Origin of the sequence: Actinoalloteichus sp. GBA129-24 (assembly GCF_001941645.1) — a bacterium.
Classification (GTDB): Bacteria; Actinomycetota; Actinomycetes; order Mycobacteriales; family Pseudonocardiaceae; genus Actinoalloteichus_A; species Actinoalloteichus_A fjordicus.
Map to the genome: position 1 here is coordinate 1,887,981 of NZ_CP016077.1, position 16,054 is coordinate 1,904,034.

Here is a 16,054-nt window from a genome sequence, read left to right on the forward strand (position 1 = left end):
ACGAGGTCGGCGAGGCGAGAAACCCGGCGGACCAAGGCGATCCCGACGGAGCCCGCCGCCGTCTCGACGGCGGCGGGGAGTCGACTCGACGACTGCCCGGCTCGGATGCGCGGGAGTCCTCCTCGCCTCCGCCTGAGACGCCGGTCGCGCAACGGGTGTGCCGATCGGGACGCGAGACGACCGGGTGACGGTGCGCGGGCTGGTCATGCCCGCACCGCAGCCGTTGCGTCGCAGCCGCAGGACGGCCGGGATTCGGGAGTTCTGTTCACCGGCCTAGCCGGTCTGCGTGCGATGCTCGCAGCGCTGACGGGCAGGCAGGCACGCTGATCCGGCGAACCCGGCACGGGCGCCGTCAGGCGGAGCCCGCCTCCCAGCCGTAGCGCTGCTGTAAGGCCAGTGCGACCCGGACGAAGCGCTCGCCGTCGAGCACGGCTCCCTCGCGGCGGATGTCGTCCTCGTCGAACTCGAACAGCCGGTCGAGGCACAGATACGACTCGCGGCCGGAGCGGTCCCACGGCCCCTCGCCCAGCTCGAACCAGTCGTGTTCCTCCCAGTGGTCGGGCTCCTTGCTGGAGAGCATCAGCGCCTGAAGCCGCCTGCCCCGGTGTCCCACCACCAGCACCGGCCGGTCCTTGCCCTGGTTCGGATCCTCCTCGTAGGGGACCCAGGTCCAGACGATCTCGCCTGGATCGGCCTTTCCATCGAGGTCGGGGGCATAGGCGAGCCTGGTGGCGCCCTGTCTGGTCGGGATCTCGCGAACCTCGCCCTGCAGATGATGGGGGCGAGCGGAATAGACGTCTGTCACGCGCCTCACCCTAAAGGGGGAGGACCAGACGGTGATCGACTCGTTCGCAGGCCGGGCTGGATCTGCTCTGGCGGGGATGGGCCGCCCGGTCCGCTCGTGCTCAGTGGCCGTCGACCACCACCGCGCCTGCTTCTGCGGGTGCGTCGTCCGGGCCGCAGACCGGCATCGAGGACACCGCGACGCATCGGACGCACGTGCTCGCGTGCGACGATGGGGCGTCAGCCGTCCACCCGCGCGAGGAATCCATTCGTGAGCACGTTCGCCGACACCACCTTCACACCTCCGGAACTCATCCGGAACTTCTGCATCATCGCCCACATCGACCACGGCAAATCCACCTTGGCCGACCGTATGCTGCAACTCACCGGTGTGGTCGACGCCCGCTCCATGCGAGCCCAGTACCTCGATCGAATGGACATCGAGCGGGAGCGCGGCATCACCATCAAGGCGCAGAACGTGCGCCTGCCCTGGCAGCTCGACGGCACCGACCACGTGCTGCACATGATCGACACCCCTGGTCACGTCGACTTCACCTACGAGGTGTCGCGCGCGCTGGAGGCCTGCGAGGGCGCGATCCTGCTCGTGGACGCCGCGCAGGGGATCGAGGCGCAGACGCTGGCGAACCTCTACCTGGCGCTGGAGAACGACCTCACCATCATCCCGGTGCTCAACAAGATCGACCTGCCCGCCGCCGACCCCGACAAGTACGCGGCCGAGCTGTCTCGCATCGTCGGCTGTGAGCCCGAGGAGGTGCTGCGGGTCTCGGCGAAGAGCGGCCTCGGCGTCGGAGACGTCCTCGACACGGTCGTCCGGCAGGTTCCCGCGCCGGTCGGGGCGGCCGACGCACCGCCTCGCGCGATGATCTTCGACTCCGTCTACGACACCTATCGGGGCGTCGTCACCTACATCCGAGTGGTCGACGGGCGGATCACGCCACGGCAGCGCATTCGGATGATGTCCACCGGGGCGACGCACGAGCTTCTCGAGGTCGGCATCATCTCCCCGGAGCCCAAGCCGAGCCAGGGCCTCGGCGTCGGCGAGGTCGGATACCTGATCACCGGAGTGAAGGACGTCAGGCAGTCCAGGGTCGGCGACACGGTCACCGCAGAGCGCAAGGGCGCCACGGAGCCGCTGGCGGGATACCGGGACCCGAAGCCCATGGTCTACGCCGGTCTGTACCCGATGGACGGCTCGGACTACCCGGACCTCCGCGAGGCCCTGGACAAGCTCCAGCTCAACGACGCCGCGCTGACCTATGAGCCGGAGACGTCGGCGGCGCTGGGCTTCGGCTTCCGCTGCGGCTTCCTGGGGCTGCTCCACCTGGAGATCACCAGGGACCGGCTGGAGCGCGAGTTCGGTCTCGATCTCATCTCCACCGCGCCCAACGTGGTGTACCAGGTCGAGATGGAGGACGGCGCGCTGCACGAGGTCACCAATCCGTCCGACTGGCCGGATGGCAAGATCGGAGCTGTTCACGAGCCGATCACCAAGTGCACGGTGATCGCCCCGGTCGACTTCGTCGGCGCGATCATGGAGCTCTGCCAGAGCAAGCGGGGCCAGCTCGACGGCATGGACTACCTCTCCGAAGACCGCGTCGAACTGCGGTACACGGTGCCGCTGGCAGAGATCATCTACGACTTCTTCGACGCCCTGAAGTCCAGGACCAGGGGATACGCCTCATTGGACTATGAGGAGTCCGGCGATCAGACTGCGGACCTCGTCAAGGTGGACATCCTCCTGCAGGGCGAGCCGGTGGACGCTTTCAGCGCGATCGTGCACAAGGACTCGGCCTACGGCTACGGCACGAAGATGGCCAGCAAGCTTCGCGAGTTGATTCCGAGGCAGCAGTTCGAGGTGCCCATCCAGGCCGCCATCGGCGCGCGGATCATCGCCAGGGAGACGATTCGGGCCATCCGGAAGGACGTGCTCGCCAAGTGCTACGGCGGTGACATCACCCGGAAGCGCAAACTGCTGGAGAAGCAGAAGGAGGGCAAGAAGCGAATGAAGATGGTGGGACGGGTCGAGGTCCCGCAGGAGGCGTTCGTGGCCGCACTGTCCACTGAGGACTCGGCTGACAAGGGCAAGGGCAAGAAGTAGTCGGGAGGCGCCCGTGTTCTCGGTCGGTTTCTCCGGCGGGCGCCATCGGGTCCGTCGCCGCGTCTCTGCCGTGTCTCCGCCGTGTCTCTGTCATGAAATTCAGTGCCCCGATCGAGTGGCTTCGCTGCCATCGAACACGTGTTCGGCTAGTGTGGGTCGCACTGGCCGCGTCACGATGTGGCGCCTTGCTCATGACACCTCGAGTCGCGACACATGAGGTTGTCGGTCCGACCCTCTAGCGTCGGGCCCTACAGACCGGCCCAGCCCGTTCATCCGACTTACCCGAGGGGACCCACAATGGCACCCGCCGCACCGAACAGGGAGAAGGCCCTAGAGCTCGCCCTGGCGCAGATCGACAAGCAGTTCGGCAAGGGCTCGGTGATGCGTCTCGGCGACGAAGGACGTCCGCCGATGGAGGTGATCCCCACCGGTTCGATCGCCTTGGACGCCGCCCTGGGCATCGGGGGGCTGCCGCGTGGCCGCGTGGTGGAGATCTACGGACCGGAGAGCAGCGGTAAGACCACCGTCGCGCTGCACGCGGTGGCCAACGCGCAGCGACTCGGCGGAGTCGCCGCGTTCATCGACGCCGAGCACGCACTCGATCCCGACTACGCCAAGGCGCTGGGCGTGGACACCGACGCCCTGCTGGTCTCACAGCCGGACACCGGCGAGCAGGCGCTGGAGATCACCGACATGCTCATCCGGTCCGGCGCGCTGGACATCGTGGTGGTCGACTCGGTGGCCGCACTGGTGCCCCGCGCCGAGATCGAGGGCGAGATGGGCGACTCCCACGTCGGTCTCCAGGCTCGGCTGATGAGCCAGGCGCTCCGCAAGCTCACCTCCGCGCTGAACACCGCCAAGACCACCGCCATCTTCATCAACCAGCTGCGAGAGAAGATCGGGGTGATGTTCGGCAGCCCCGAGACGACCACGGGCGGCAAGGCGCTGAAGTTCTACGCCTCGGTGCGGCTGGACGTGCGTCGGATCGAGACGTTGAAGGACGGCGGCGACGCAGTCGGCAACCGGACCAGGGTCAAGGTGGTCAAGAACAAGGTCAGCCCGCCGTTCAAGCAGGCCGAGTTCGACATCATCTACGGCCAGGGCATCAGCCGGGAGGGCTCGTTGATCGACATGGGCGTCGAGCACGGCATCCTGCGCAAGTCCGGTGCCTGGTACACCTACGAGGGCGATCAGCTCGGACAGGGCAAGGAGAATGCCCGCAAGTTCCTGCGGGACAACCCGGACATCGCCAACGAGTTGGAGAAGCGGCTTCAGGAGAAGCTCGGCATCATCCCGAAGCTCGAGGCCGACCCGGAGTCGCCTGCCCCGGTCGACTTCTGATCGATGGCGAGGTTTCGCTCCTCCCCACCGAACGGAGACGACGCCGAGCAGCGGAAGGCAGATGACCCACCCACAGATCCAGCAGCTCGGGCTAGGGACTACTGCCTACGGCTGCTCACCTCACGTCCACGTACCAGGGCCGAACTGGCCCAGGCCCTGGTACGGCGGGAGGTGGATCAGGAGGTCATCGACCAGGTGCTCGGCAGGCTCGACGAGGTCGGGCTGATCGACGATCAGTCCTTCGCCGAGATGTGGGTGCGTTCGCGACACACTCACCAGGGGTTGGGGCGCCGGGCACTGCTGGAGGAACTGCGTCGTAAGGGCGTCGACGCCGAGGTCGCGGCCGAGGCGGCACAGGGTCTCGATCGGGACGCGGAGGAGGAACGGGCTCGGCAGCTCGTTCGGCGCAAGCTGGCCGCCTCGGCCGGGGCGGACGAGCGGGTGCGGATTCGACGACTGGTGGGGATGCTCGCCCGCAAGGGGTACTCGCAGGGGCTGGCGTTCCAGGTGGTGCGTGCGGAGTTGGCCGCAGAGGGCACCGACGTCGAGCTGTTGGACGAGCTGCGCGACTGACGGCGAACCACGCCCGGGCACTGCGTCGGCGCACCCCGACGTCTCCGTAGAGGCAGCACGGCGCTGTCTCGCCACCGGGTGATGCCTCGGCTGCCCACGGGGTGTGCTCGTCGGCGTGCGGCACCTGTCCTTTCCGCTGGCTGACGACATCGGGTGGGCTGATCTCGTTCCGTGTGTGGGTGCTCGGCCGCGTTCGGAATGTGGCCGGAGTCGCCGGCGCGGTGCCGGGCGGGCAGGGGCAGGCGTTCGACCTTCGAGCCGGGATGCCGAGGAAAACAGTTCGCGGGAGCTGCCGTCTCGGCCTTTAGAGTGTGTCCCCGTGACGACAGGGGCAACGGGAGACAGCGCGAAGGCGCACATCGTCTGGGACTGGAACGGCACGCTGCTGAACGACAACCATGCGGTGTTGGAGGGAGTGAACTCGATCTGCCGCTTCTACCGACGCGAGGAGGTCGACCTCGACTACTGGCGTTCGGTGTTCAGCCGGCCGTTACAGGCCTGCTATGAACGACTGCTCGAGCGACCGCTGACCGAGGAGGACTGGGCACGGGTCGACACGCTGTACCACGGCGCGTACAACGAACTGCTGCACACGTGCGCTCTCGCGGTCGATGCCGAGCAGGTCCTGACCGACTGGCGGGCAGCGGGCAACAGCCAGTCCTTGTTGTCCATGTGGTTTCACGATCCGCTGACCGAGATGATCGCCCGACTGGGCCTGGTGGACTTCTTCTCCAGGGTCGATGGCCTGGTGGGGCCGATGGGCGGGGGTTCCAAGGCCGAGCACCTGGCTCGGCACCTTGCCGAGGGCGAGCTCGATCCGGCGTCGGTGGTCCTGGTCGGCGACGTCGTCGACGATGCTCGTGCAGCCGAGAGCGTCGGGGCGGGCTGTGTCCTGGTGACCACGGGGATGACAGCTCGCCCGGTGTTGGAGGCGACGGGACATCCGGTGGCGGACTCGTTAGCCGACGCGGTGGCGCTGGCGGTGAAGAGCCGCAGCTGACGATGGCCCGGCCCGTCGGCGAGGCGAGTCCGACGGCCGAGGGCGCGGCCGGCGCGAGGTAGAGGCCGACACTGCGAGCGCGGCGGGGCCGGTCGGTTGATTGGTTGGCCGGCTGGTCAGCCCGTCGGTTGGTCGCGCAGCTTGTCGCGTCGAGCCTGGCGTGGTGTGGACGAAGCTGCTCGGTCAACGCCCGCTTGGTGCGGGTCCTGGACTCCACGGTTCGGCGTGACAGAGGTTCGACCGCCGATCTCCTGCGGTCTCCTGACCGGCGACGAGCGTGGCCTGGGTGCGAGGCATCGGCGAGTCGTCGGTGTGCACGCCGCCCGTCGGAGTGGACGTCGAGTGATGGTGGCGGCCATGATCGCTCGCGGTTCACCCGGCACGCTGTCGGGCGGCCCGCCGACCTGGTCGTCGCTGGATGCCCGTCGGCAGACCCCTCCCACTGTCCGGAGGAGGGCCTGCCGTCGACCGCGGGCCGGGGTTAGCGTGGGATCAGCCGGTGAGGCTCGCAGCGTCCGTCGCAAGCGCTGCCACGGCGTCCCAGTCGCCTGCGGCCAGGGTGGCGGCAGGCGTCAGCCAGGAACCACCGACGCAGCCGACGTTGGGCAACGCCAGGTAGTCCTTGGCATTGGTCGCGCTGACGCCGCCCGTCGGGCAGAACCGCAGGTTCGGCAGGGGGCCTGCGAGGGATCGCAGGTAGCCGACGCCGCCCGCAGCCTCGGCAGGGAAGAACTTGAGCGAGGAGTAGCCGAGTTCGGCCAGCGCGAGTGCCTCGGAGGCGGTGGCCGCGCCGGGGAGCACCGGCAGCCCGGTCTCCTCGGCTGCCTGCAGCAGGTTGCGGGTGCTGCCGGGAGTGACCAGGAACCGGGCACCGGCCGACGCGGCCTGCGTCGCGTGAGCGGGCACGGTCACCGTGCCCGCGCCGAGCAGGATCTCGGGTACCTCGGCGGCGATCCGCTCGATGGCAGGCAGGGCGGCCGCAGTGCGCAGGGTGACCTCGATGACGGCGATGCCGCCGCGGACGAGTGCCTGTGCCAGCGGCACGGCGTGCTCGACGTCGTCGATCACCACCACCGGGATCACCGGCGAGACGTCGAGCAGGTCGGTCGAATTCGTCGTGGCGCTCATCGGTTCGCCTCCACCTCCATACGCCCCGGCTGGGGCATGTTGAACACGCGAGCACCCTGGTCGGCCTGGGTCACCGCCGTACGCAGCGCCCCGAACAGCTCGCGTCCGGTCCCGGCCCACTCGGCCTCTCCGGGGGGACCGTCGACAGTCTCTCGTTCTTCGAGCTCGCTGGCTGGGACCAGTACTTCGAGCGTGCCGCGCTCGGCGTCGAGCCGGATGACGTCGCCGTCGCGAACCTTGGCCAGCGGCCCGCCGACGGCGGCCTCCGGGGACACCTGGATGGCGGCCGGGATCTTTCCCGATGCACCCGACATCCGACCGTCCGTCACGAGAGCGACCTTATGGCCTCGGTCCTGGAGAGAGCCGAGCGCAGGGGTCAACCCGTGCAGCTCCGGCATTCCGTTGGCGGCAGGCCCCTGGTTGCGCAGGACGACGACCACGTCCCCGTCTAGTTCGCCCGCGCGGTACGCCGCGTCGAAGGCATGCTGCGAGGGGAAGATCCTCGCGGGTGCGATCACCGTGCGGTGGTCGGCCGCGACGGCGGAGACCTTGATGACGGCGCGACCGAGGTTCCCGCGCAGCACTCGCAGCCCGCCGTCGACGTCGAACGGCTCGGCGACGCCCCGTAACACGTTCAGATCGAGGCTCTGGGCCGTCCCGTCCCGCCAGGTGAGTTCGCCGTCGATGAGGCGTGGCTCCTGGCGATAGCGGTCCAGTCCGTGGCCCGCCACCGTGCTGACCGAGCGGTGCAGCATCCCGGCATCGAGCAGTTCGCCGATCAGGAACGGCACTCCGCCTGCCGCGGCGAAGTGGTTGATGTCGGCGGGACCGTTGGGGTAGATCCGGGCGAGCAGCGGGACGGCGGCGGAGAGGTCCGAGAAGTCGTCCCAGGTCAGGGCGATCCCCGCAGCGGCGGCGATGGCCACCAGGTGCATCGTGTGGTTGGTGGAGCCGCCGGTGGCCAGCAGCGCGACGACGGCGTTGACGATGGTGCGTTCGTCGACGATCTCGGCCAGCGGGGTGTACTCGGCGCCAGCCCGGCGGATCTCCACGACTCGGCGGCCTGCGGCCTCGGTGAGCGCCTTGCGCAGCGGGGTGCCGGGCTGTACGAAGCTCGAACCGGGCAGATGCAGGCCCATCACCTCCATGAGGAGCTGATTGGAGTTCGCCGTCCCGTAGAAGGTGCAGGTTCCCGGCGAGTGGTAGGAGGCGGCCTCCGCCTCGATGAGGTCGTCGCGGGTCGCCCGGCCCTCGGCGAAGAGCTGTCGGACCCGGCTCTTCTCCGGATTGGGCAGGCCGGAGGCCATCGGGCCTGCGGGGACCATGAGCATCGGGAGGTGACCGAACGACAGCGCCCCGATGAGCAGGCCTGGCACGATCTTGTCGCAGACGCCGAGCAGGAGCGCGCCGTCGAACATCTCGTGTGACAGTGCGATCCCGGTGGACATGGCGATCACGTCCCGGCTGAACAGCGACAGCTCCATGCCGTCTCGTCCCTGGGTGATGCCGTCGCACATGGCGGGGACGCCGCCTGCGAACTGCGCGACGCCGCCCGCCGCCCGCACCGCGTCCTTGATCCAGCCGGGGAACTCGTGCAGCGGCTGATGAGCCGAGAGCAGGTCGTTGTAGGACGAGACGATGGCAACGCCCGGCTTGACGAGTCCTCGGATGGCGATTCGGTCGGGCCCCGCGCACCCGGCGAAGCCGTGGGCCAGATTGCTGCAGGCCATGCCTGCCCGGACCGGACCGTCGCCCGCGGCACGGGCGGTGCGAGCCAGATAGACCGCCCGGGACTCCTCGCTTCGAGCGACGATGCGCCGAGTCACCTCGGCGATCACTGGATGAAGGGTGTCCTGACTCTCGGGCTGGCTGCTCACCGTTGCCTCCTCGTCGTGTCGACGGGCCGATCGGGCGGCCCGCGAGGCGTTCGACGACGTTGGCAACGCGCTCGTGTTTCGGCTCACACAGTAGGTGAATCCGACTCTCTTTTCAAAATCGATAAAGGTTCACCACGCTGGGTGAACGGTCGAGATGGCCATTACTGGTGAATCTCCTGCTGTGTCACTTGTCACAGGGAAGGATTGTCGGGAGAGTCGGTGCTTGCCGCGTGGGCCGCACGCGGAACGTACGGGGGAGTCGAGGAGGTCGGTATGACGACGGGTGAGATCGCGGCGGTGCAGCGGGCCATCGGCGAAGTGCGGCGCTGCGTGTCGGCACTGCGTACCAGGCATGGCGACATCGGCCCTGTCCTTCGAATGCTCAACGACGTGGACCGGCTGAGCATCGACGCGGCAGACCTGGTCACCGACCCGGTGCCCGCCAGGAGGAACGCCGCAGCGGCGGTCGCTCCTCGGGTGGTCGAGGTGTCCGACGTGCCGTATGACCCAGATCTGTGGCGAGGGGCCGATGACGAGGGCGTCGGCGGACACCTTCGTCAGCATCACTGATGCAGTGCCCGATCTCGATTCGGCGACGATGACGGAGGCGACGTTCATGGCAGCCAGATCGAGCATCCCGAGGGGCACCGGGTGGCTGATGCCCACGTTTGTCCTGCTGGCGATCACTGCGGGCTGCGTGAACGAGCCTGTGCGGCCGGGTGACCCGGACACCTCGGCGGTCACCACATCACCCCTGATCGAGACCACGGATCCTGCCGCGAGCGAGCCCGTCGACCCGAGGGATACCGATGGTCCTACCGTCGAACCCTGGCCGACGTACCCGTGGTCCGAACTGCCGCGTGAGCCCCGTGAATCCGACATCGCGCCCCGACAGTCCCGGTCACCGGGCGACCGAAGACCGACGGTCGTCCCCGAGGCCCCCTCCCCGTCGCCGGGCGGCGTGGAGATCGACCACGGCGCACGGTCGGACACGACGGGAACCGACTGCGGGCTCGTCGAATCCCGCACCGGGACTCTGCGGGTGCACGCCTCGGGCAGCCCGATCGACTGCGTCCGGGCTCGGCAGGTCGTCGCAGCGCACCAGGACTCTCTGCCTGCCGGGGCCCAGCCGGGCGCCCCCGGCTCCGAGGGGGTTCGGATCGGTGAGTGGCACTGTGTCGTTCCCACGCCGAGCGGGACGATGGCGGCTCTCGACACACCGGCAGCCGACCGCGTGGCCGTCGAGACACGGCGACTCGGCATCGGCGGAGCCGCCCCCACGATCCAGCAGGATCGAGTCGATCCGGGGCCGGGCCCGACGGTCCGCGACGCGGCCGGGGCGGGTGCAGCCGGGGCGGACCGATTCGCCGCCGGTCCGACGGCCCGCCCGGCACCGGGCGATGCCGCCCACCGTGAGTCGATCGAGGCGGCCCCGTCCCAGACGAGCAGCCTGGACGCGGGCCTGTGCACCCATGCCGACGGAGTCCGCGTCCTGCTCGCCACCCGGATTGCCTGAGGCGCCGAGCCCGGGTCCGTCGCCTGCGAGATCCGATTCACGACGAGGGGCCGGGGTCGCCGCCTGTAGACGGTGCGAACCCCGGCCCCGATCGTCTCGATGCGAGTCGTCAGTCTCCGACGTCGATGTTCCGGCCCGGCTCGCCGGGCGTGCCCGCCCCTGGCGAACCCACGAGGGCCTTCTTCTCATCGCTCGGCTTGACCGCGACCTTCTTCGTCCGCCGCTGCCGGTTGTCCAGGATTCTGGCCAGCCAGGTGAGCAGCAGACACAGGATGATGTAGATCGCGGCGACGACCAGCGCGGTCGGGATCTGCGGGCGGTTGAACTGCCCGAGACCGCCGATGAGCCGCGCGTAGTCCAGCAGCTCCTCATAGGTGATCAGGAAGCCGAGCGCGGTGTCCTTGAGCAGCACCACGAGTTGGCTGATGATCGCGGGCATCATCGCCCGCAGCGCCTGCGGCAGCAGCACCACGTTCATGACCTGGGTCTTGCGCATCCCGATGGCGTAGGCCGCCTCGCTCTGCCCCTTGGGCAGCGAGAGCACGCCCGCACGGAACACCTCAGCCAGCACCGCGCCGTTGTAGAGCGTGAGACCCAGCACCAGCGCCCAGAGCTGGGACATCCCGAGGCCGTAATAGAAGATGAAGATCAACACGACCAGGGGGGCGGCCCGGAAGAACTCGACCACGATCATCGCGGGGCCGCGGAACACACCGTGGTCGGAGAGTCTGGCCGCGGCGAAGACCGCTCCGAACGTGAGCGCCAGCGCCGCTCCGAGCCCGAAGGCCGTCAGCGTGTTGAGCAGAGCGTTGCCGAGGCCGACCTGGACGTTGACGTAGAGGATCCACTCCCAGCGATCGGCGTCGAACTGGCCCGTTGCCCAGAACCGGTAACCGACGAATCCGATCCCGCCCGCGAGGAGCAGGATGCCGAGCACCCCGAGGAGACGATTTCGGGCCCGTGCCTTCGGCCCCGGCAGGTCGTAGAGGACCGAGGTCATCGAGCCACACTCCAACGCTTCTCCAGGCTGCGCTGTAGCAGCGTCAGCGGAATGACCAGCAGGACGAAGATCACCAGCACCCAGACGAGCCCGTAGAAGACGTCATAACCGCGTTCGGAGAGCATGCTGCGCAGCGCTCCCGCCTCGGCGACGGAGAAGCCCGCAGCGATGGTGGTGTTCTTCAGCAGGGCGATCAGGACGCTGACCAGCGGCGGGAACACCGATCGCACCGCCTGCGGCAGGATCACCTCGCCGAGCGTCTGCGTGAAGGTCAGACCCAGCGCCCTGGACGCCTCGGCCTGCCCGACGGGCACCGTGTTGATGCCGGAGCGGAACACCTCGCACACGAAGGCGGCGGTGTACAGCGACAGGGCGATCACAGCCGCAGTGAAGGGCTGGAAGCTGTTCAGCTCCAGGTACGGGTAGGCGAAGACGAAGAACACGAACACCAGCGTCAACGGGGTGTTGCGCACCACCGTCACGTACAGGGTGCCCATGGCTCGGAACACCGGCACCGGGCTGACTCGCAGCATCGCCAGGAGCGCGCCGAGCGCGACGGAGCCGATCACCGCCACGGCGAACAGCCGCAGCGTATTGCCGAATCCGCGCACATAGGCGTCGGAGTTATCGGCGAAGACCAGCCAGAAGTTCTGGATCTCGTCCAGCAGTGCGTTCATCGTGTCCTCATCCGGCAGCAAGAGAAGGACCGGTGGTCACCGCTGTAGGTGACCACCGGTCCCGTTGTGACTCAGTACCGATCGACCTCAGGCTGTTCTGCGGTGGAACCCGAACCGCCCAGCGTGGCGTCGTAGATCTCCTGCCACTGACCGTTCTCCCGAGCCTCGTCGAGGATGTCGTTCATCGCGTTGCGCAGGACCTCGTCATCGAGGGGGAGGCCGATGCCGTAGGGCTCGTCCGAGAAGGTCTCGCCCACGACCCGGAGCTCGCCCTCGTTCTCGGCCGCGTAGCCGAGCAGGATCGCGTCGTCGGTGGTGACCGCGTCGACCTGCTCGTTGCGCAGCTGCTCCACACACTCGGAGTACAACTGGTACTCGCGGATGTTGGACTCCTCGGTCAGGCCCTCGTCCCGCACCCGCTGGATCGGGGTGGAACCGGTGACCGAGCAGACGACCTTGCCCTCGAGGGTGTCGGGTCCGGTGATCTCCTCCTCGTCGGCCCGGACCAGCAGGTCCTGGCCTGCGACGAAGTACGGACCCGCGAAGTCGATCTGTTCCTTGCGGCCGTCGTTGATCGTGTACGTGCCGACGTAGTAGTCGACCTGCCCGTTGGCGATGGCCTGCTCGCGGGACGCCGAGGGGATCGCCTGGTAGGTGATGTCCTCGGCGGGGTCGAAGCCCAGCTCGGCCGCGATCAGCCGGGCGATCTCGACGTCGAAGCCCGAGTACTCGCCGGTCGTGGGGTCGAGCAGGCCCAGACCGGGCTGGTCCTCCTTGACGCCGATGATCACGCCGCCGCGCTCCTGCATGGCGTCGAAGGTGGGGGAGCCCTCCAGGGCGACGTCGGTGGCGACGTCCCGGTCTACCGGCTCGGCTGCGTCCTCGCCAGGCCCGCCCTCACGCCCGCAGGCGCTCAGTGCCAGCGCGCCGACGAACAGAGTCACCGCAAGGTTGCGGATCTTCATCGTGGTGTCCTGCTTTCTGTCATCAGCGGCACCGCGCGCGCCGCCATCTGGAACTAGTTCGACTCCGAACGGGTGCTGCCCGTCAGTGCGTCAGGATCTTGCCGAGGAAGTCCTTCGCCCGATCCGACTTCGGCTTGGTGAAGAACTCCTCCGGAGTGGAGTCCTCGACCACCTCGCCGTCGGCCATGAACACGACTCGATGCGCCGCCTTGCGCGCGAAGCCCATCTCGTGGGTCACGACCAGCATGGTCATGCCCTCCTTGGCCAGGTCGGTCATCACGTCGAGGACCTCCTGCACCATCTCCGGGTCCAGCGCGGAGGTGGGCTCGTCGAAGAGCATCACCTTCGGCTTCATCGCCAGCGCCCGCGCGATGGCGACCCGCTGCTGCTGGCCGCCGGAGAGCTGGGCGGGGTACTTGTCCGACTGGTTGGCGATGCCGACCCGTTCGAGCAGGCTCATCGCCAGCGTCCTGGCCTCTTCCTTGGGCAGCTTGCGGACCTTGATCGGCCCCAGCATCACGTTCTCCACGATGGTCTTGTGGGCGAACAGGTTGAACTGCTGGAAGACCATGCCGACGTCGGAACGCAGCTTGGCCAACTCCTTGCCCTCTGCGGGCAGCGGCTGGCCGTCGACCTCGATGGAACCGGAGTTGATCGGCTCCAGGCGGTTGATGGCCCGGCAGAGCGTCGACTTGCCGGAGCCCGACGGGCCCAGCACGACGAGCACCTGCCCACGAGGGACCGAGAGATTGATGTCCTTGAGCACATGCAGCGGCCCGAAGAACTTGTCCACGGAGGACACGCTGATCATTGGTGGCTGCCCTGGCGATGCGCTCATGGCCGCACACGATAACGGCAGCCGCGACGGAATTGCTCTCGGTGCGGTCGTCCGTGACCTCACCGGTATTTTGTCGGCGGGTTCCAGAAGGCTGCTGACCGGGCCCGACCGGCCAAGACGCCCCGCCAGAGCACCTCGGCATCGGCGGCTCGTACCCTGAACCGCGTGACCCGAAGCTACGAAGTCCGCACGTACGGCTGCCAGATGAACGTGCACGACTCGGAGCGTCTGGCAGGTCTGCTGGAGGACGCCGGCTATGTTCGAGCCTCGGGCGACGCCACCCCCGATGTCGTGGTCTTCAACACCTGCGCCGTGCGTGAGAACGCCGACAACCGCCTGTACGGCAATCTCGGGCATCTCCGGCCCGTCAAGGACGCGCATCCGGGGATGCAGATCGCTGTCGGCGGCTGTCTCGCGCAGAAGGACCGAGGTGAGATCGTCAAGCGGGCGCCCTGGGTGGACGTGGTGTTCGGCACCCACAACATCGGGTCGCTGCCCGCCCTGCTGAACCGGTCAAGGCATAACGACGAGGCCGAGGTCGAGATCCTGGAGGCGCTGGACGTCTTTCCCTCGACGCTGCCCGCGCGGCGTGACTCCGCGCACTCCGGCTGGGTGTCGATCTCGGTCGGCTGCAACAACACGTGCACCTTCTGCATCGTCCCCTCGCTGCGGGGCAAGGAGCGGGACCGCAGGCCGGGCGAGGTGCTCGCGGAGGTGGAGGCCCTGGTCGCCGAGGGGGTCCTGGAGGTGACGCTGCTCGGGCAGAACGTCAACTCCTATGGTGCCGAGTTCGGCGATCGACTGGCCTTCGGCAAGCTCCTCCGGGCCTGCGGCGGCATCGAGGGCCTCGAGCGGGTGCGATTCACCTCACCTCACCCGCGTGACTTCACCGACGACGTCATCGCGGCAATGGCCGAGACGGACAACGTCTGCCATCAGCTGCACATGCCGCTGCAGTCCGGCTCGGACCGGGTGCTCAAGGCCATGCGGCGGTCGTATCGCTCGGAGCGCTACCTCGGCATCCTCGATCGGGTCCGCGCCGCCATGCCGGACGCGGCGATCACCACTGACATCATCGTGGGTTTTCCCGGCGAGACGGAGGAGGACTTCGCCGCGACGCTCGACGTGGTGCGGCGGGCTCGCTTCTCCTCGGCCTTCACCTTCCAGTACTCGCCGCGACCGGGCACGCCCGCCGCCGAACTGGACGAACAGGTGCCGAAGGCCGTGGTCCAAGAGCGGTACGAGCGCCTGATCGCCGTGCAGGAGGAGATGTCCTGGGCGTCGAACAAGGAGCTGCTCGGCCGCACCGTCGAGGTGCTCGTCGCGCAGGGCGAGGGTCGTAAGGACGGGGCGACCCGGCGCCTGACCGGTCGGGCGAGGGACGGCAGGCTGGTGCACTTCGCGCCCGTCGGCCCGGCGGTCGTCGGCGAAATCCGGCCGGGCGACGTCGTGACGACACAGATCGACTATGCCGCCCCGCACCACCTGGTGGCCGACGGCACGGTGCTCTCCCACCGACGCACCAGGGCCGGGGACAACTGGGAGGCGGGTGTTCGCCCGCAGACCCCCGGTGTCAACCTGGGGCTTCCGTCGTTCGGTGCTCCTGCGGATCAGACGCCCGCCGGGGACGGATGTCGGGCCGGATGAGCGAGAAGGCGGACGGATGAGTTCTGAGACCGTGGATGCGAGCACGCAGACGGAGCGTGCTGGGCGGGTCCCCCTGACCAAGGCCGAGCGGCAGGCCCTGCGCCACTTCGAGCCCGGCAGGCGGGCCCTGTTCCTGGCCGCGGGCGTGCTGGTGCTGCTCCTGGGGGTCGCGTTGCCGTGGACGGGCGGTGCGACGGGCGTGGACATCCTGCTCGGGGCGAGCGACGAGGCCTTGGGGATCGGGGTGCTGCCGAGGATCTTCGTCGCATCGGTGCTGCTCTTCGGCGTGGCGGTGACGGCGCTGACGCTGATCGTGCGGCGGTGGTTCTTGGCCTGGGTCTGTGCCTTCGGCTGCGGACACTCGGTGTTCGAGGGGATGCTCGCGATCTGGACCCGGCAGACGGGTGTCGACACCCCCGGTCCCGGAGTCGGCCTGGTGATCACGGTCCTGGCGATCCTGTTCATGGCCGTGCAGTGGTTCCAGCTCGCCTGGTCCCGCTCCTGACCGTCCGGCCGCTGCCGGTCGACGGCAGAGCGGGCCGCGGGCCCCTGCGCCGCCGCGATCGTCCGGGGCGGTCTCGACGTGGGGG

At 68.6% G+C, this 16,054-nt stretch carries 15 protein-coding genes; 8 read left to right on the plus strand and 7 right to left on the minus strand.

Features of this window, described 5'->3' with window-relative positions:
- Nucleotides 1-352: 352 nt before the first annotated feature.
- Nucleotides 353-805 (minus strand): type II toxin-antitoxin system PemK/MazF family toxin, encoded by a 453-nt coding sequence (locus tag UA75_RS08575; RefSeq protein WP_075739798.1) that lies wholly within the window; start codon nt 803-805, stop codon nt 353-355.
- Between the two features lie 249 nt (nt 806-1,054).
- Here UA75_RS08575 and lepA point away from each other — a divergent pair, with 249 nt between their 5' ends.
- From lepA to UA75_RS08595, 4 genes are all read left to right on the plus strand, one after another.
- Nucleotides 1,055-2,902 carry a translation elongation factor 4 gene (lepA, locus tag UA75_RS08580; protein ID WP_075739799.1) on the plus strand — a complete coding sequence of 616 codons (1,848 nt, stop codon included), beginning with the start codon at nt 1,055-1,057 and terminating at the stop codon, nt 2,900-2,902.
- Nucleotides 2,903-3,199: 297 nt separating this feature from the next.
- Nucleotides 3,200-4,243, plus strand: coding sequence for a recombinase RecA (gene recA / locus UA75_RS08585; RefSeq protein ID WP_075739800.1), 1,044 nt, complete (start codon nt 3,200-3,202; stop codon nt 4,241-4,243).
- A gap of 3 nt (nt 4,244-4,246) precedes the next feature.
- Entirely contained in the window at nt 4,247-4,816 is a 570-nt protein-coding gene (locus tag UA75_RS08590; RefSeq protein ID WP_075739801.1) for a regulatory protein RecX, read from the plus strand.
- A 319-nt stretch (nt 4,817-5,135) separates the two neighbouring features.
- A complete protein-coding gene (locus tag UA75_RS08595) occupies nt 5,136-5,816 on the plus strand; it encodes an HAD family hydrolase (protein WP_075739802.1) in 681 nt (226 codons plus the stop codon).
- 492 nt (nt 5,817-6,308) lie between these two features.
- Here the strand turns inward: UA75_RS08595 and eda are convergent, their stop codons facing one another.
- Together eda and edd are read right to left on the minus strand one after the other, a co-directional pair.
- Entirely contained in the window at nt 6,309-6,944 is a 636-nt protein-coding gene (gene eda / locus UA75_RS08600) for a bifunctional 4-hydroxy-2-oxoglutarate aldolase/2-dehydro-3-deoxy-phosphogluconate aldolase (RefSeq protein ID WP_075739803.1), read from the minus strand.
- The gene (gene edd / locus UA75_RS08605; protein WP_075739804.1) at nt 6,941-8,821 is read right to left on the minus strand and encodes a phosphogluconate dehydratase; all 1,881 of its coding nucleotides are present in this window, start codon (nt 8,819-8,821) and stop codon (nt 6,941-6,943) included. Before edd ends, eda begins: the two co-directional genes overlap by 4 nt.
- A 273-nt stretch (nt 8,822-9,094) precedes the next feature.
- Between edd and UA75_RS08610 the strand changes: the two genes are divergently transcribed.
- Nucleotides 9,095-9,391, plus strand: a complete 297-nt coding sequence (locus UA75_RS08610; protein ID WP_075739805.1) for a hypothetical protein — start codon at nt 9,095-9,097, stop codon at nt 9,389-9,391.
- Nucleotides 9,392-9,437: 46 nt separating this feature from the next.
- Nucleotides 9,438-10,337, plus strand: a complete 900-nt coding sequence (locus UA75_RS08615) for a hypothetical protein (RefSeq protein ID WP_157434064.1) — start codon at nt 9,438-9,440, stop codon at nt 10,335-10,337.
- Between the two features lie 109 nt (nt 10,338-10,446).
- On the opposite strand, the gene UA75_RS08620 is transcribed toward UA75_RS08615, so the two are convergent.
- The 4 genes from UA75_RS08620 to UA75_RS08635 all read right to left on the minus strand — a co-directional run bounded on the left by UA75_RS08620 (nt 10,447) and on the right by UA75_RS08635 (nt 13,790).
- On the minus strand, nt 10,447-11,337 hold the full coding sequence (locus tag UA75_RS08620; protein ID WP_075739807.1) for an amino acid ABC transporter permease: 891 nt from the start codon (nt 11,335-11,337) through the stop codon (nt 10,447-10,449).
- A complete protein-coding gene (locus UA75_RS08625; RefSeq protein WP_075739808.1) occupies nt 11,334-12,014 on the minus strand; it encodes an amino acid ABC transporter permease in 681 nt (226 codons plus the stop codon). The genes UA75_RS08620 and UA75_RS08625 overlap by 4 nt, the downstream gene beginning before the upstream one ends.
- Nucleotides 12,015-12,085: 71 nt before the next feature.
- Complete coding sequence (locus UA75_RS08630; protein ID WP_075739809.1) at nt 12,086-12,979, minus strand: glutamate ABC transporter substrate-binding protein; 894 nt, start codon at nt 12,977-12,979, stop codon at nt 12,086-12,088.
- An 82-nt stretch (nt 12,980-13,061) separates the two neighbouring features.
- Nucleotides 13,062-13,790 carry an amino acid ABC transporter ATP-binding protein gene (locus UA75_RS08635; protein ID WP_157434564.1) on the minus strand — a complete coding sequence of 243 codons (729 nt, stop codon included), beginning with the start codon at nt 13,788-13,790 and terminating at the stop codon, nt 13,062-13,064.
- A 192-nt stretch (nt 13,791-13,982) separates the two neighbouring features.
- Here UA75_RS08635 and miaB point away from each other — a divergent pair, with 192 nt between their 5' ends.
- Together miaB and UA75_RS08645 are read left to right on the plus strand one after the other, a co-directional pair.
- Nucleotides 13,983-15,464: a tRNA (N6-isopentenyl adenosine(37)-C2)-methylthiotransferase MiaB gene (gene miaB / locus UA75_RS08640; RefSeq protein WP_232237680.1), complete on the plus strand. Its 1,482-nt coding sequence runs from the start codon at nt 13,983-13,985 to the stop codon at nt 15,462-15,464.
- Between the two features lie 16 nt (nt 15,465-15,480).
- The gene (locus UA75_RS08645; protein WP_075739812.1) at nt 15,481-15,969 is read left to right on the plus strand and encodes a hypothetical protein; all 489 of its coding nucleotides are present in this window, start codon (nt 15,481-15,483) and stop codon (nt 15,967-15,969) included.
- Nucleotides 15,970-16,054 lie beyond the last annotated feature (85 nt).

Coding starts and splice junctions, on each gene's coding strand:
- recA (WP_075739800.1), top strand. CDS start 3,200: ATGGCACCCGCCGCACCGAACAGGGAGAAGGCCCTAGAGCTCGCCCTG.
- UA75_RS08590 (WP_075739801.1), top strand. CDS start 4,247: ATGGCGAGGTTTCGCTCCTCCCCACCGAACGGAGACGACGCCGAGCAG.
- eda (WP_075739803.1), bottom strand. CDS start 6,944: ATGAGCGCCACGACGAATTCGACCGACCTGCTCGACGTCTCGCCGGTG.
- UA75_RS08610 (WP_075739805.1), top strand. CDS start 9,095: ATGACGACGGGTGAGATCGCGGCGGTGCAGCGGGCCATCGGCGAAGTG.
- UA75_RS08615 (WP_157434064.1), top strand. CDS start 9,438: ATGGCAGCCAGATCGAGCATCCCGAGGGGCACCGGGTGGCTGATGCCC.
- UA75_RS08620 (WP_075739807.1), bottom strand. CDS start 11,337: ATGACCTCGGTCCTCTACGACCTGCCGGGGCCGAAGGCACGGGCCCGA.
- UA75_RS08625 (WP_075739808.1), bottom strand. CDS start 12,014: ATGAACGCACTGCTGGACGAGATCCAGAACTTCTGGCTGGTCTTCGCC.
- UA75_RS08630 (WP_075739809.1), bottom strand. CDS start 12,979: ATGAAGATCCGCAACCTTGCGGTGACTCTGTTCGTCGGCGCGCTGGCA.
- UA75_RS08635 (WP_157434564.1), bottom strand. CDS start 13,790: ATGATCAGCGTGTCCTCCGTGGACAAGTTCTTCGGGCCGCTGCATGTG.
- UA75_RS08645 (WP_075739812.1), top strand. CDS start 15,481: ATGAGTTCTGAGACCGTGGATGCGAGCACGCAGACGGAGCGTGCTGGG.